The sequence below is a fragment of the Pseudomonas cremoricolorata DSM 17059 = NBRC 16634 genome, from assembly GCF_000425745.1.
Classification (GTDB): Bacteria; Pseudomonadota; Gammaproteobacteria; order Pseudomonadales; family Pseudomonadaceae; genus Aquipseudomonas; species Aquipseudomonas cremoricolorata.
Map to the genome: position 1 here is coordinate 90,146 of NZ_AUEA01000006.1, position 15,301 is coordinate 105,446.

The 15,301-nt window shown below is 61.0% G+C and carries 13 protein-coding genes; 4 read left to right on the forward strand and 9 right to left on the reverse strand.

Features of this window, described 5'->3' with window-relative positions; genetic code table 11:
- Nucleotides 1-10: 10 nt before the first annotated feature.
- Nucleotides 11-289: a hypothetical protein gene (locus H618_RS0107105; protein ID WP_028694412.1), complete on the reverse strand. Its 279-nt coding sequence runs from the start codon at nucleotides 287-289 to the stop codon at nucleotides 11-13.
- Between the two features lie 150 nt (nucleotides 290-439).
- On the opposite strand from H618_RS0107105, the gene H618_RS0107110 reads away from it, so the two are divergent.
- The gene (locus tag H618_RS0107110) at nucleotides 440-1,480 is read left to right on the forward strand and encodes a patatin-like phospholipase family protein (RefSeq protein WP_028694413.1); all 1,041 of its coding nucleotides are present in this window, start codon (nucleotides 440-442) and stop codon (nucleotides 1,478-1,480) included.
- Nucleotides 1,481-1,532: 52 nt separating this feature from the next.
- On the opposite strand, the gene H618_RS0107115 is transcribed toward H618_RS0107110, so the two are convergent.
- The 7 genes from H618_RS0107115 to H618_RS0107145 form a co-directional block, all read right to left on the reverse strand.
- Nucleotides 1,533-3,404 (reverse strand): SurA N-terminal domain-containing protein, encoded by a 1,872-nt coding sequence (locus tag H618_RS0107115; protein ID WP_028694414.1) that lies wholly within the window; start codon nucleotides 3,402-3,404, stop codon nucleotides 1,533-1,535.
- A 183-nt stretch (nucleotides 3,405-3,587) separates the two neighbouring features.
- Entirely contained in the window at nucleotides 3,588-3,860 is a 273-nt protein-coding gene (locus H618_RS0107120) for an HU family DNA-binding protein (RefSeq protein WP_028694415.1), read from the reverse strand.
- Between the two features lie 152 nt (nucleotides 3,861-4,012).
- Nucleotides 4,013-6,409, reverse strand: coding sequence for an endopeptidase La (gene lon / locus H618_RS0107125; RefSeq protein WP_028694416.1), 2,397 nt, complete (start codon nucleotides 6,407-6,409; stop codon nucleotides 4,013-4,015).
- Between the two features lie 160 nt (nucleotides 6,410-6,569).
- Entirely contained in the window at nucleotides 6,570-7,853 is a 1,284-nt protein-coding gene (gene clpX, locus H618_RS0107130; protein ID WP_028694417.1) for an ATP-dependent Clp protease ATP-binding subunit ClpX, read from the reverse strand.
- 109 nt (nucleotides 7,854-7,962) lie between these two features.
- Nucleotides 7,963-8,604, reverse strand: a complete 642-nt coding sequence (clpP, locus tag H618_RS0107135) for an ATP-dependent Clp endopeptidase proteolytic subunit ClpP (RefSeq protein ID WP_028694418.1) — start codon at nucleotides 8,602-8,604, stop codon at nucleotides 7,963-7,965.
- Between the two features lie 92 nt (nucleotides 8,605-8,696).
- Entirely contained in the window at nucleotides 8,697-10,007 is a 1,311-nt protein-coding gene (tig, locus tag H618_RS0107140) for a trigger factor (protein ID WP_028694419.1), read from the reverse strand.
- 198 nt (nucleotides 10,008-10,205) lie between these two features.
- Nucleotides 10,206-10,511 (reverse strand): DUF6388 family protein, encoded by a 306-nt coding sequence (locus H618_RS0107145; protein WP_028694420.1) that lies wholly within the window; start codon nucleotides 10,509-10,511, stop codon nucleotides 10,206-10,208.
- A gap of 251 nt (nucleotides 10,512-10,762) precedes the next feature.
- Between H618_RS0107145 and H618_RS0107150 the strand changes: the two genes are divergently transcribed.
- From H618_RS0107150 to H618_RS0107160, 3 genes are all read left to right on the forward strand, one after another.
- A complete protein-coding gene (locus tag H618_RS0107150) occupies nucleotides 10,763-11,476 on the forward strand; it encodes a helix-turn-helix transcriptional regulator (RefSeq protein WP_028694421.1) in 714 nt (237 codons plus the stop codon).
- A gap of 41 nt (nucleotides 11,477-11,517) precedes the next feature.
- Nucleotides 11,518-11,826 (forward strand): antibiotic biosynthesis monooxygenase, encoded by a 309-nt coding sequence (locus tag H618_RS0107155; protein WP_028694422.1) that lies wholly within the window; start codon nucleotides 11,518-11,520, stop codon nucleotides 11,824-11,826.
- A gap of 79 nt (nucleotides 11,827-11,905) precedes the next feature.
- Entirely contained in the window at nucleotides 11,906-12,784 is an 879-nt protein-coding gene (locus H618_RS0107160) for a hypothetical protein (RefSeq protein WP_028694423.1), read from the forward strand.
- Nucleotides 12,785-12,859: 75 nt separating this feature from the next.
- Here H618_RS0107160 and H618_RS0107165 read toward each other — a convergent pair whose 3' ends face one another.
- Nucleotides 12,860-15,262: a TonB-dependent siderophore receptor gene (locus tag H618_RS0107165; protein ID WP_028694424.1), complete on the reverse strand. Its 2,403-nt coding sequence runs from the start codon at nucleotides 15,260-15,262 to the stop codon at nucleotides 12,860-12,862.
- Nucleotides 15,263-15,301 lie beyond the last annotated feature (39 nt).

Consider the following 15,301-nt stretch of genomic DNA (forward strand, 5'->3'; position numbering starts at 1 on the left):
AGCTCCTCGATCAACGACCGGCGCGCGATTCACGAATGTAGAAGCGTGCCTTTTCGGCTTTCTTGGTGCAGCCCTCGAACCCTTCGAACTGCTGCTGGGTCTTGGCTCCGGTCAGCAGCGACAGGGCTTTGGAATAGCTGACGGTGCCGGCAAAACCCTCGGCCTTGGCAAGGTCCAGCTCCTTCCAGGCTGCATTGAGCTGAGCGCCGCAGCTTTCGCGGTAGGCCGTCTTGCCGGCACAGCCAGACAGCGCCAGAACGATCATGGGCAGGCAAATCCAGGCTTTCATGTTGGGAACCTCTAAAGGTGGACACTCGGTGCCTGTGAGACTCTCGAAACGGAGTAAAAGTGCCCAGGCACGCCGCCTGCCACCGCGCCGATTGAATCGCGCTGGCCAGTGGTTCATTGTGGCGCGGGTGCAGACTAGGCGGAGACCTTCATGAGTAAGCGGGTGGCATTGGTTCTGGGCTCGGGTGGCGCGCGCGGCTACGCGCATATCGGCGTCATCGAGGAGCTTGAACGACGCGGTTATGACATCGCCTGCATCGCAGGCTGTTCGATGGGCGCCGTGATCGGCGGTATCTACGCGGCGGGCAAACTGCCCGAATACCGCCGCTGGATCGAAAGCCTGGACTACCTCGATGTGCTGCGTCTGGTCGATGTCAGCTTCCGCCTTGGGGCGATCCGCGGCGACAAGGTGTTCGGGCAAATCCGCAAGATCGTCGGTGAAATCAACATCGAGCAATTGCGCATTCCCTACACCGCCATCGCTGCCGACCTGACCCACCAACAGGAAATCTGGTTTCAGGAGGGGTGCCTGCACCAGGCGATGCGCGCCTCCGCCGCGATCCCCAGCCTGTTCACCCCGGTCCAGCAAGGCAATCGCGTGCTGGTCGACGGCGGCATCCTCAATCCGCTGCCGATCGTTCCGGTGGTCTCCAGCCACTGCGACCTGATCGTTGCGGTCAACCTCAACGCCACCAATCACAACCATTACCAACTGCCGGTGATCGAGCGCCCTGCCGCGTTCAAGATGCGCTTCGATGCGCTGATCAACTCGCTGGGCTCGCACCTGCCTTTTCGCCGCAAACCGGCCGAGCGGCTCATGCGCATCGACCGAGAGATCAGTGCAGGCCAGCCGCCGCAGACCAACCCATGGCTCAACGATGGGGCGGACCCGGAAAGCCAGCAGCCGGCCGCCGCCCCCGAAACCGACGCTGCACCGAAGTCTGCCACCGGCTCGTTCATCATCGACAACGTCGGCCCGGCTTCGCTGCTGGATTTGATCAACCAGAGCTTCGAGGTCATGCAGACCTCGTTGGCGCAGTACAAGATCGCCGGCTATCCGCCGGATGTACTGATCAACGTGCCCAAGCGGGTATGCCGGTTCTTCGAGTTCTACAAAGCGCCCGAGCTGATTGCCCTGGGCCGGGAAATCGCTCGCGACACACTGGACACCTACGAGCGCCAACAGCGCTGAAAACACAAACGAAACAGGCCGCAAAAGCGGCCTGTTTCATTCAGCGGGAAACTCAATAGCGCGTGATATCGGCCTTGGCTTCAAGCTGCTTGCGGAACGCTGCGAAGTCCTGCTGACCTTCACGCGAGGCGAGGTAGCGGGAAATCTGCTGCTTTTCCTGGTCGGTGGCTGCGGCACCTTCGTTGACACCCTTGAGCTTGAGCACCACCAGGCTGCCATCGTTGAGCACAGCGCTGCCATACACCGGTTTGTTGGCCGCTGCCGGCTTGGCCATGCGGAACACCGCTTGCAGCTCGACCGGGTCTATACCGTCCTGACCGCGACTCACCGCTTCCTGCACCTTCCAGGTCTGACCATCATGGGCAGCATCGGCGTTGATGGAGCCATCTTCCAGACCGGCAACCAGCTTGTCAGCCTTGGCCTTCAGCTCAGCCGTGGCCTTGTCCTTGGCCAGTTGCTGACGAATGCTCTGGGCAACGGCGTCGAGCGGCAACTGAGTCGGACGGCGGTGCTCCTTGACGCGCAGCACCACGATGGTTTCCGGATCGAGTTCGAGTGCGCTGCTATTGGCGCCCTCATCCAACACTTCTTCGCTGAAGGCCGCCTGGACCACGGCGCGATTGGCAGTGATGCCCTCGCCGCCTTCACGACCGAACGGTGCCGAGGTCTGCACCTTCAAGCCCAGGTCCTGAGCCGGCTGAGCCAGATCGGAGGCTTCGAACGCGGAGTCTTCAAGTTGCTTGGTGACTTCGACGAAGCGCTGCTCGACCTGCTGGGTTTTCAGCTCGCGAGACAGTTTGTCCTTCAGGCTGGCAAAGCTTGGGACCTCGGGCGCTTCCACACCCAGCAGCTTGATCAGGTGATAGCCGAATTCGGTATGCACCGGGGCCGACACCTGGTCCTGGTTGAGCTTGTACAGCGCATCTTCGAAGCTTGGGTCGTATACACCCGGACCTGCGAAGCCCAGATCACCGCCACTGGCCGCAGAACCTGGGTCCTGGGAGAACTCCTTGGCGAGCGTGGCGAAATCTTCGCCCTTGCTCAGGCGCTGCTGGATTTCCTCGATGCGCGCCTTGGCCTGGGCATCGGTGGTCTTGTCATTGACTTCGATGAGGATGTGCGCAGCGTGACGCTGCTCGGCGAGGTTGGCGGTTTCCTTCTCGTACAGGGCTTGCAGCGCTTCATCGCTGACCTTGACCTGATCGAAGAACGCCGACTTCTTCAGCTCGATGTAGTCGATGACCGCTTGATCAGGGGTCATGAACTCCTTGGCATGTTGCTCGTAATGCGCCTTGACCTCGTCATCGCTGACCTGCACAGCGCCCGGGTTGGCCTTGAAGGTCAACGCGGCGAAGTCACGGGTCTGCTTCTCGAGCCGGGCAAACGCCTCGACCTGCTTGTCGGTAACGAAGCTGCTGCCGGCAATACCAGTACGCAGCTGGCCGATGAGCATTTCCTCACCGAGCATGTCGCGGAACTGCATACGGCCGTAGCCCAGCTGGCGAATGACCTGATCGAAGCGCTCGGCGCTGAATTTGCCGTCAACCTGGAATTCAGGTGTTTGCAGGATGACCTGGTCCAAGGCTGCCTCGGAGAAGGCGAACTTGGCATCCTTGGCACCGTGCAGCAGCAACTTGCGCTCGATCAGCCCTTTCAAGGCTTCCTCACGCAGCATCTTGTCATCCAGCCGGGCCGGATCGAAGTCCTTGCCCAGTTGCTGCATGAGTTGCCGGCGCTGCATGTCGACAGCCTGGCTCAGCTCGTTCTGGCTGATGGTTTCACCGTTGACCTTGGCCGCATCCTGGCTGTGGCTGGCGGCCTGAAAAATGGCTTCGAAGCCGGTCAAAGCCATCAGCACTACGATGAGGCCGATGATGGTCTTGGCAATCCAACCCTGTGAATTGTCCCTGATATTCTGCAGCATGCGTCCCCCAGAAACGGTTGTACCACTGCGTAAACAACCGCGGAGCGTGGGTAGAGTCCTGATATGAAGAAAGGCGCATCCAGTGGATGCGCCTTCTCGAAGCGGGCGTGCCCGGCGGGGATGGAGTGTCCCGCCATCACGCGGTCGGCCCGGGCATTGCCAGGGCCGGCTGAAAAAGACGCCTTAGTTGACGGCTTCTTTCAGGCCTTTGCCAGGCTTGAAGCCAGGCACTTTTGCAGCGGCGATGGTGATCGATTTGCCCGTCTGTGGGTTACGGCCGGTGCGCTCGGCGCGGTCCTTGACGTGGAAAGAGCCGAAGCCTACCAATACAACTTCCTCGCCCTTCTGCATGGCACCGGTGATGGACTCGATTACAGCATCCAGGGCCTTACCGGCAGTGGCTTTGGAAATGTCAGCAGAAGCGGCAATAGCGTCAATCAGTTCCGACTTGTTCACTCTAAGTCCCCTTGTTTCTCTGTTTGAGTTTAATTCTGAATGCGTGATGAAGATGTACGAATAAGTGCCTGGGGTTCCGGTTTGACGCGGGCGGGCATCGTGTAACAAGCCACCAAAAAACTGTCAAGCCAGGTAACCCAGACAACTCTCTACTAATGCGTGCTGATTCTGTCCTTGGCATCGCTGTCGCGCTTTTCTTCTTTGGCGACAATCTCCGGAGCCACGTCTGGCAAGGGCTCGGGGGCGTATTGCAGCGCAATTTGGAGGACTTCGTCAATCCATTTGACCGGTTTGATCTGCAGATCCTGTTTGATATTTTCAGGAATGTCCTTCAAATCCCGAACATTTTCCTCCGGGATGATCACCGTCTTGATTCCGCCACGGTGCGCGGCCAGCAGTTTTTCCTTCAGGCCACCGATGGCCAACACCTGTCCGCGCAGAGTGATTTCACCGGTCATGGCGACGTCGGCACGCACCGGAATCTGGGTCAGCGCCGAGACCAAGGCGGTGCACATACCGACACCAGCGCTAGGGCCATCCTTCGGCGTGGCGCCTTCAGGCATGTGGATGTGCACGTCGTGCTTCTCGTGGAAATCAGCCGCGATACCGAGGCTGCGAGCGCGGCTGCGCACGACTGTTTGCGCCGCAGTGATGGACTCGACCATGACATCGCCCAGCGAACCGGTCTTGATCAGCTGGCCTTTGCCCGGGATCACCACAGACTCGATGGTCAGCAGCTCACCGCCCACCTGGGTCCAGGCAAGTCCGGTCACCTGACCGATCTGATCCTGCTGTTCGGCCAGGCCGTAACGGAACTTGCGAACGCCCAGCAGATGCTCCAGCTGCTCGCCAGTGACCTTGACGTGGAACTGCTTCTGAGCGCTGTGCTCCTTGACCACTTTGCGGCAAACCTTGGCAATCTGCCGCTCCAGACCCCGCACCCCTGCTTCACGGGTGTAGTAGCGGATGATGTCGCGGATGGCACTGACGTCGATCTCGACCTCGGTCTTTTTCAGACCGTTGGCCTTGATCTGCTTGGGCGTCAGGTACTTGACGGCAATGTTGATCTTCTCGTCTTCGGTGTAGCCCGGCAGACGGATGATTTCCATCCGGTCAAGCAGCGCCGGCGGGATGTTCATCGAGTTCGAGGTGCACAGGAACATCACGTCGGAGAGGTCGTAGTCGACTTCCAGGTAATGGTCGTTGAAGTTGTGGTTCTGCTCGGGATCGAGCACTTCCAGCAGCGCCGACGCAGGGTCGCCGCGCATGTCGCTGCCCATCTTGTCGATTTCATCGAGCAGGAACAGCGGGTTGCGCACGCCGACCTTGGTCATCTTCTGGATCAGGCGACCGGGCATCGAGCCAATGTAGGTGCGACGGTGGCCACGGATCTCGGCCTCGTCGCGTACGCCACCCAACGCCATGCGCACGAACTTGCGATTGGTCGCGGTGGCGATGGATTCTGCCAGCGAGGTCTTGCCCACACCGGGGGGCCCCACCAGGCACAGCACGGGGCCGCGAATCTTCTTCACCCGCTTCTGCACCGCGAGGTATTCGAGAATCCGCTCTTTGACTTCTTCCAGGCCATAGTGGTCGGCATCGAGGATTTCCTCGGCCTTGTTCAGGTCCAGACGGACTTTGCTCTGCGCCTTCCACGGTACCTGCACCAGCCAATCGAGGTAGGAACGCACGACAGTGGCTTCGGCAGACATCGGCGACATCTGCTTGAGCTTGTTCAGCTCGGCCTGAGCTTTGGTCAGCGCATCCTTGGGCAAACCTGCCGCTTCGATGCGTTTTTTCAGCTCTTCGATTTCATTGTGGCCTTCGTCGCCGTCGCCCAGTTCTTTCTGAATGGCCTTCATCTGCTCATTCAGGTAGTACTCGCGCTGACTGCGCTCCATCTGTTTCTTCACGCGGCCGCGGATGCGTTTTTCCACCTGCAGCAGGTCGATTTCACCATCGAGCAACGCCAAAACATGTTCGACGCGGGCCGACAGGTCGATGATCTCGAGGATTTCCTGCTTTTGCTCGATCTTCAAGGCCATGTGCGCGGCCATGGTATCGACCAGGCGCCCCGGCTCATCGATGCTGTTCAGCGACGAGAGCACTTCGGAGGGCACTTTCTTGCCCAATTGCACGTACTGCTCGAACTGCGACAGCAAGGTGCGAACGAACACCTCCGACTCACGCTCGGCGGTATCGACCTCGTCGATCAGCGTCACTTGCGCGCGGATGTGTCCTTCAACTTCATTGAACTGCTCGACTGCCCCGCGCTGCTCGCCCTCGACCAGCACCTTGACCGTGCCATCGGGCAATTTCAGCAGTTGCAGTACGGTTGCGACGGTGCCGACCTGGTAGAGCGCGTCTTCGCCAGGATCATCATCGGCAGGATTTTTCTGGGCCAGCAGGAGGATCTGCTTTTCGCCCGTCATCGCAGCTTCGAGGGCTTCGATGGACTTTTCACGCCCCACAAACAGCGGGATGACCATGTGCGGGTATACGACGACATCGCGCAATGGCAAAAGAGGCAAGTCGAGGGTGGTCTTCATGATTTCGCCTCTACAGCGGCCCAGGGGCCGGAAACCGGTGGAAATATTGCTTGGGGGTTAATGTGGGGGTAGGTCTGCAAAATTACAAGCGCTTAAGCCAGTAAAAGCAGAAAGGGGCCCGTAGGCCCCTTTCGGTGTCGCTTGCGCGTGACTGCCGGACTCAGACGTCCGGAGCAGCCTTGGCTTGCGGCTCGCTGTTCTCGTAAATCAACAGCGGCTGCGAGCTGCCTTCGATGACGCTCTCGTCGATCACCACTTTGCTGACTTCCTTCTGCGAAGGGATGTCGTACATGGTGTCGAGCAAGATGCCTTCAAGGATCGAGCGCAGGCCACGGGCGCCGGTCTTGCGCTCCAGGGCCTTGCGTGCGACGGCCTTGAGCGCATCGCTGCGGAACTCGAGGTCAACGCCTTCCATCTCGAACAGCTTGCCGTACTGCTTGGTCAGCGCGTTCTTCGGCTCGGTGAGAATCTGCACCAGGGCAGCCTCGTCAAGCTCGTCGAGGGTCGCCAGCACCGGCAGACGCCCGACGAATTCAGGAATCAGGCCGAACTTGACCAGATCGTCCGGCTCGACTTCGCGCAGCGATTCGCCGACCTTCTTGCCCTCTTCCTTGCTGCGCACTTGCGCACCAAAGCCGATACCGCCCTTGGCAGAGCGGTTCTGGATGACTTTCTCGAGACCCGAGAAGGCGCCGCCACAGATGAACAGGATGTTGCGCGTATCGACCTGCAGGAACTCCTGCTGCGGATGCTTGCGACCGCCTTGCGGCGGAACCGAAGCGACCGTGCCTTCGATCAGCTTGAGCAGCGCCTGCTGCACGCCCTCGCCCGACACATCACGGGTGATGGAAGGGTTGTCGGACTTGCGCGAAATCTTGTCGATTTCATCGATGTAGACGATGCCCATCTGGGCTTTCTCGACATCGTAATCGCACTTTTGCAGCAGCTTCTGGATGATGTTCTCGACGTCTTCGCCTACGTAGCCCGCTTCGGTCAACGTAGTGGCGTCTGCGATAGTGAACGGAACGTTCAACAGTCGCGCAAGGGTTTCGGCCAGCAAGGTCTTGCCCGAGCCGGTAGGCCCGATCAGCAGGATGTTGCTCTTGCCAAGCTCGACTTCTTCGCCCTTCTTGTCACGCTGATTGAGGCGCTTGTAGTGGTTGTAGACCGCTACGGCAAGCACCTTTTTCGCGCGCTCCTGACCAATCACGTACTGATCAAGGATGCCGCTGATTTCTTTAGGCGAAGGCAATTTGTGCGCGCTGCTCTCGGCCTGGGCTTCCTGCACCTCCTCGCGGATGATGTCGTTGCACAGGTCGACGCACTCGTCGCAGATAAATACCGAGGGTCCAGCAATCAATTTGCGCACTTCATGCTGGCTTTTGCCGCAGAAGGAGCAATAGAGCAATTTGCCGCTGTCCTCGCCGTTACGGGTGTCAGTCATTCGATCGATCCAATCCGGGTAGGCTTGCAACACAAGATGAAGGCAACTGCGGGCTTTTTCAAGTCCGCAGGCCGGGGCATCGCGCACCGGCCTGCGTGGTGTGCCAGCGTCAGGACGCCAGTTGCCGCTTGTCGTAGACCGAGTCGACCAGGCCGTACTCGGCCGCACGCGAGGCGCTCATGAAGTTGTCGCGCTCGGTGTCACGCTTGATGGTTTCCAGGTCTTGCCCGGTGTGATAGGCCAGCAGCTCGTTCAGGCGCGCCTTGATGCTGAGGATCTCTTGCGCGTGAATTTCGATGTCGGTGGCCTGACCCTGGAAGCCGCCCAGCGGCTGGTGAATCATCACCCGCGAGTTCGGCAGGCAGTGACGCTTGCCCTTGGCACCGGCCGCCAGCAGGAACGCGCCCATGCTGCACGCCTGACCGATACAGATGGTCGAGACGTCTGGCTTGATGAACTGCATGGTGTCGTAGATCGACATGCCCGCAGTCACCGAACCACCCGGCGAGTTGATGTAGAGATGGATGTCTTTGTCGGGGTTTTCCGCCTCGAGGAACAGCATCTGCGCCACGACCAGGTTGGCCATGTAATCCTCGACGGGACCGACCAGGAAAATCACGCGTTCCTTGAGAAGACGCGAGTAGATGTCGTAGGCACGTTCGCCACGGGCGGACTGCTCGACTACCATCGGGACCAGACCGCCTGCGGCCTGAATGTCAGAGCTCTGCTGCATATAAGAATTGCGGGACATGTCCTGCACTCACTCCCAAATAGTCATGGCTTGAATACACACAAGCCAGCGCGAAGGCTGGCTTGTGTGGGCTTCCTACGATTAAAGCAGTGTTACTCAGCGGCAGGAGCCTGTGCTGGTTTTACCGCATCTTCGTACGAGACCGACTTGTCGGTCACAGTCGCTTTCTGCAGAACAGTATCTACAACTTGTTCTTCCAGCACAACCGAACGAACCTCGTTCATTTGCTGGTCGTTCTTGTAGTACCAGGCGATGACTTGCTCAGGTTCCTGGTAGGCCGACGCCATTTCTTCAATGACTTCACGCACTTTAGCGTCTTCTGGCTTGAGGTCGAACTGCTTGACCACTTCAGCGACGATCAGGCCCAGTACGACGCGGCGCTTGGCCTGCTCTTCGAACAGTTCGGCCGGCAGTTGATCAGGCTTGATGTTGCCACCGAACTGCTGAACGGCCTGCACGCGCAGACGGTCGACTTCGTTCTGCAGCAGCGCCTTGGGCACTTCGACCGGGTTGGCGGCCAGCAGACCGTCCATGACCTGGGTCTTGACCTTGGCCTTGATGGCCTGGCGCAGTTCACGCTCCATGTTCTTGCGAACTTCGGTACGGAAACCTTCCAGCGACGATTCCTTGATGCCGAACTGGGCGAAGAAGGCTTCGTTCAGCTCAGGCAGCTCGGGCGCGGCCACGGCATTGACGGTGATGGTGAACTCGGCGGCCTTGCCGGCCAGCTCGAGGTTCTGGTAGTCCTCGGGGAAGGTGACGTTGACGACACGCTCTTCACCCGCCTTGGCGCCTACCAGGCCATCTTCGAAGCCAGGGATCATGCGGCCGGAGCCCAGCACCAGCTGAGTGCCTTTGGCCGAGCCGCCCTGGAACACTTCGCCGTCGACCTTGCCGACGAAATCGATGGTCACCTGGTCGTCGTTCTGCGCTGCGCGCTCGACAGCCTCGAAACGGACGTTCTGCTTGCGCAGCACTTCCAGCATGTTGTCGAGGTCCGACTCGGCCACTTCGGCGCTCAGGCGCTCGACGTTGATCGACTCGAGGCCGGCAACGGTGAACTCGGGGAACACTTCGAAGACTGCGACGAACTCGAGGTCGCCGCCTTTTTCGAACGACTTGGGCTCGACCGACGGCGCGCCTGCCGGGTTCAGCTTCTGCTCGACCACAGCTTCATAGAAGGACGACTGCACCAGGTCACCGAAGGCTTCCTGGCGAGCGGCTTCTTCATAGCGCTGACGGATGACGCTCATGGGCACCTTGCCTGGACGGAAGCCCGGGACCTTGGCACGACGGGCAGTCTGTTGCAGACGCTTGTTGACTTCGCTCTCGACGCGCTCGGCCGGAACGGCGATGGTCATGCGGCGCTCGAGAGCAGAAGTGTTTTCAACAGAAACTTGCATGGATATTCCTCGTTGCACAGACGTTAGCCGGCGATAGCCCGACTCCAGAATCAAGGGCGAACATTCTAGTGATTCATCCACCAGAAGTCACCCCACCCCGTCGACGGAACGCCACGCCGGACGATTACCTTCAAAGCCCCGGCGACAGCACGCCGAGCCCAGATATCGACTTCACTGACGACCACCCTGATCGAACGATCAGGGCGCCGCCGGATCGAGTTCGTTGAACCCGCAATATTCTTCCCATTCCAGACCGAGCGCCTGCGCCACTTCCTGATGGGTTTCCAGGCGCATGGTGGCGAGCGCCTGCGGCGACTCGGCGATCAGCTCGAGCGCATACTCCCAGGCTTGCAAGCCCTTGCTCTGGGCTTGATCCTCGAAGGCCCAGGCGATCTGCTGGGCTTGCTCGCGCGCATCGAGCCCGGCGATTTCCTCGAGCAACTCTGGGTTGGCCTGAGCGAACCGCTCTAGCGCGGCGCTCTGGCGGTGTTCCTTGGCGATCATCAAGTGTTCCTCTGCAAGCACGACGTCCTGATTGACGATCTGCCTTGCCCCGTTCGGTTGGCAAAGCCTGTTTCGAGTGCCTTGGGAAATGGGGCCTTGGGTGCAGATTTCAAGGCCTTGCGATGCAAATTCTGGCCTGGGCGATCGCTGCGCACAATTACACCGGCATCGCCCGCACCACGCTAGACTTGCCGGCTTGACACGCGGCGCGCCCAGCACGCTGTTCCATCTGCACAACGCCACCAAACCCTATGCGCAAAGCCGATCGCCTGTTCCAACTGGTCAACCTGATTCGCGCCCACCAGCCCATTTGCGCAGAAAGACTCGCCGAGCGTATGCAGGTGTCGGTGCGCAGCATCTACCGCTATATCGACGACATCTCGCTCAGCGGCATTCCGGTCTATGGCACGCCAGGCGTCGGCTACGCCCTGCACGATACGTTCGAACTGCCGCCGCTGTCGCTGACCTCGCTCGAGTTCGAGGCACTGATGCTGGCCGTGGACATGCTTGCCAGCACCGCCGATCAAGCGCTGGGGGCTGCAGCGAGGTCATTGCTCGGCAAAGTGGCCGCCTCGCTACCCGGCGCAGCGCCAGCACCGGACCAGGCGCCATTACGCGCACTGGGCCGTACCCCGCCGGTCATGCGTGATCATTTCGGCACGCTGCGCCGAGCCATCGAGCAAGGCCGGAGCGTACGCATCACCTATCTGAGCCTGACCGGTCAACTGTCGCATCGCTTGGTCTATCCGCTGGGGTTGTTCTACTGGGGCGGCAAGTGGACCCTGGGCAGTTGGTGCACGACGCGCGGTGCCTACCGCGACTTTCGCGTCGACCGTATCGCGGCAGCCACGCTCGACGCGCTATTCGTCGCCGACCGTCACGAACTCACGCTGCAGGCCTACACCCGCCATCAGGCTGAACAGTGGAAATCGCTGATCGGCACTGACAGCATGCTGTCAGGATGATCCACCACACTGGCGTCTCATCCACAACCAAGACCCTTGCCATGCCTGATTCCACTCACGTTCTCGAACTGGCCGTTTTCACCGTCAAGCCTGACCAGGTTGCCCACATGCCGGCACTTCGCAGCGAGCTTCGCCAGACGCTGCGAGACTTTCCGGGCCTGATCGACTACCGCCCCTACAGCCCGATCAGCGCGGACCGCACGTTCGTCGACCTCGCCGTGTGGGACACCCTGAAACACGCCAAGGACGTCGCCGCCGCCTTCAATCAGGGCGACCCGCGCTTCGCCCGCTACATGAACGCAATCGAGTCGTTGACCTTCATGAGCCATTTGCGCCCCGACCAGAGCTGAGTGACGCCCCGCGCCAACGCTTCAGTTCGAGGCGCTGGCGCTGTACTTTGCGCAATTTGACTCAATGGATGATATGACGATGATCAGGAAGGCCCTGCTCGCACTGAGCCTATTGCCACTCGCAGCCAATGCCGGGTGGTCGCAGCAGCAGATCAACGACCCTTCGCAGCCAGGTCCCAGCACCGCTTACACGCAACCGGCCAGCCCCATCGGTGGCCATGGCCCGGAACTGCAGTTGATGGTCATCGACAGCCACGATGGCGAACCTGCGGCTTTGCTGAATTTCGCCGATGGCGGCCCAGACAGCTGCCAGGGCGGGCAAGGGACGGCCTGCACGGCCAAGGTGCGCTTCGATCAAGGTGCAACCACTGAACTGAAGTTCTTGAGCGACAATGGCCGTCAACTGGCGCCGACCGACCTGGGCGCCTTCACTGGCGCTCTGCTGCACGCACGCAGCCTGACGGTGGAAGTGGCATTCTCGGGCAAACCCATGCGGTACCGCTATGATCTGGCACCGCTGAACATCGAGCAGTCCAGACCTGCGACCGTGACGGTCATGGGCTTCGACCTGGGCCGCGCCTATCCCGACAAAAAGCCTGCGCTGAGCAAGGGCAAGAGCGCCAATGGCAGCACGTGCTACGACGGCAAGAATGTGGCCAATGCCCTGGCCGGCAACACCGCTGCGGCGGTGACCTTGTGCTTCTACAAGGACGTGCTCTACAGCGCCCTGGTGACGCCCGGCAGCGAGCGCAGCTACAACGCCGCCTACACCTACTTCAGCGAACGCTTCGGCGAGCCGCCGGCGGATTCACCCGTGCTGTTCTGGCCGGATGTCGACACCCGCATCAACCGAGCTCAGACCAAGGTCATAGCCTTCACCAGCGAAGACGGCACCTTCGATTCACCTTTCATCATCACCGATCAGCGCTGGTCATTGCTGGCGCCGCCGGTGAAATGACACCTGGCGCTCAGGCCGCCCCGTTTACCGGGCCGGCCTGGCTGCCTTCTATTTATAGCCGCAGGCTCATCGCGCTCAGAAATCCCCGCGCAGGGACAGCATGTAGCTGCGTGGCGTGCCGTAGGTGGTGCCGCGGGTCCAGTAGCCGGTCGAGTCGAAGTATTTGCGATCGAGCAAGTTCTCCACATCCACTCCCACCGTCCAGTGCCGGTCGAGCTTGTACGCGGCCCGCGCATCGAAGATCGCCCGGCCACTGTTGCTGACGCCGTTGTAGGCGTCGTAGTAATGCGACTGCGCTGACACTCCGCCACCGACACTCAGGCGGTTCCACTGCCCCGGCAAGGTGTAGTTACTGTTGAGTCGCAGCATGTGCTTGGGCGTCTGCGCCGAGATCGGCCCGCCGGTTTCCGCTTGCGTAGTGTTGAAGGTGTAGCCGGCGGCCACCTGCAGGCCCGGCAGCAGCTCGCCACTGGCTTCAGCCTCGAAACCCTTGCTGCGGCTGATGCCATCGCTGTTGACGAAGCAGCGCCCGGCAACGTCGTTGGGGCACTCGCCATCGTTGGCGTAGTCGCGTGCCGCGACCTTCTCCTGCTCGATATAGAACAGCGCCAGCGACACGTTCAGGCGCTTGTCGAACAGCTCGCCCTTGATGCCGGTTTCGTAGTTGGAGCCCACCGCAGGATCGAGCATCTGCCCGCCGACGGTGCGATAACCGGCCTGCGGCATGAAGATATCGGCATAGCTGGCGTACCACGACCAGTGCTCGTCGAGGTCATAGATCGTACCCACGAAGGGGGTGAACTCATGCTTCTGCTGGTTGGTATTGCTCACGTCTTCGCTGAGGGTTTCGGTCTTGTACCAGCTCAGGCGCCCACCGAGGATCAGGCTCAGGTCTTCGGTCATGTGCAGACGCGCATTGAGGTAGGTGCCGTAGCGCGTGTCGAAGGTGTCCTGCTTGTAGTCCCAGCCCTGACGGCGCAGCTTCGGCACGTTGCTGTGATCGGGCCGGTACACGTTCAGCGGAATCGGCTCATCGAGGGCGACGGTCGCTTCCTTGTCGTTCATCTTGCGCTTCGACCAGTTGGCACCCAGCGACAGTTGATGGCTCAGGCCAAAGGCCTCGAACTCACCATCGAGATGACCATCCACCGCGTTCGCGGTGACGTCGAACTTGTGGTAGCTGACGTCGTTGACCATCGGCCCGGTCGGGCTACCGTACTCCAGCGTGTCTTCGGCGCCCCACTCGATGGCACTGCGGTTGTAGCCGCTTTCGGAATGCGACAGGGCCAGCTTGCCGGTCCAGTTGTCATTGAAGCGGTGGTTGAGGTCGGCGAAGACTTCATCGGTATGGCTCTGCAAGGTGGCCCAGTCCTGCCCCAGGAAGGTCGAGCGCGGCAGATGCGGGTTACTGCCATCGGGATTTCTCGGCAGGCCCAGCACGCTGTAGCCATCGGTGCGCGAGGTCTGCCGGCGCAGGCCGAGTGCCACGGTGGTGGCGTCGCTCAGGTCGCCCTCGAGGATGCCGTACAGCAGCGGCCGCTTGGACTTGGTGACGTCGGTGAAGTAGCCGCGGTCCTCGTAAGAGGCAACCATGCGACCGCGCAGGGTGCCTTCGTCGTTGAGTTTGCCGCTGGCATCCAGGTCGAGGCGATAGTTGTCCCACGAGCCGGCACGCGTGGTGACGGAGAAGCGCGGGTCTACTGTAGGACGCTTACGCACCAGGTTCACCGCACCACCAGGGTTTCCCGCCCCCACCAGCAACCCAGAGGCCCCGCGCAGCACTTCCACGCGATCGAACACCGCCATGTCCGGGACCATCCAGCCGGTATAGGCGTAGGCTTGCCCGGCGACACCGTCGACCATGTAGCTGTCGTCGGTCAGGTCGAAGCCGCGGGAGCTGAAATGGTGGTTGCCGTAGCCACGATTGGCGCGGGTGATGCCGGTGGTCTGCGCCATCACCTGATCCAGCGACACCAGGTTCTTGTCGTCCATCAGCTTGCGCGTCACCACGGTCACCGACTGCGGGGTTTGCCGCAGCGTCTGCGCGGTCTTGCCGATGGTCACCGCACCGGTGGTGTAGGAGCCGGAAAACTCAGTGGTCTCGCCCAGGGTCTGGCTATCGATGGTGGTGGCGCCAAGCTCCAGCGCACCTTCGGTGTCCACCGCCGTTTCGACGCTGAACGTGCCGTTGCCCGTGACGATCGCCTGCAGGCCGCTACCTGCCAGGGCCTGTTGCACGGCTTGCAGCGGGCTCATCTGACCGCGAATGGCCGGCGCGCGCTTGCCGGCGACCAGTGCCGGGTTCAGCGACATCACCTGCCCGCCCTGCCGGGCGATGGCGTTGAGGGTCTGCGCCAGGCTGGCGGCGGGCAGATCGAAGCGCTGCTGCTGTTGCTGCGCGGAACCTTCCGCCCAGGCAGGCGCTGCAGAGAGGGTGGCCAGCGCGATGGCGAGGGCAAGGGGCCAGGGTTTGAACACGTGGATACTCCTGAGTTTTTTCTGTTGTCAGGAGCTATG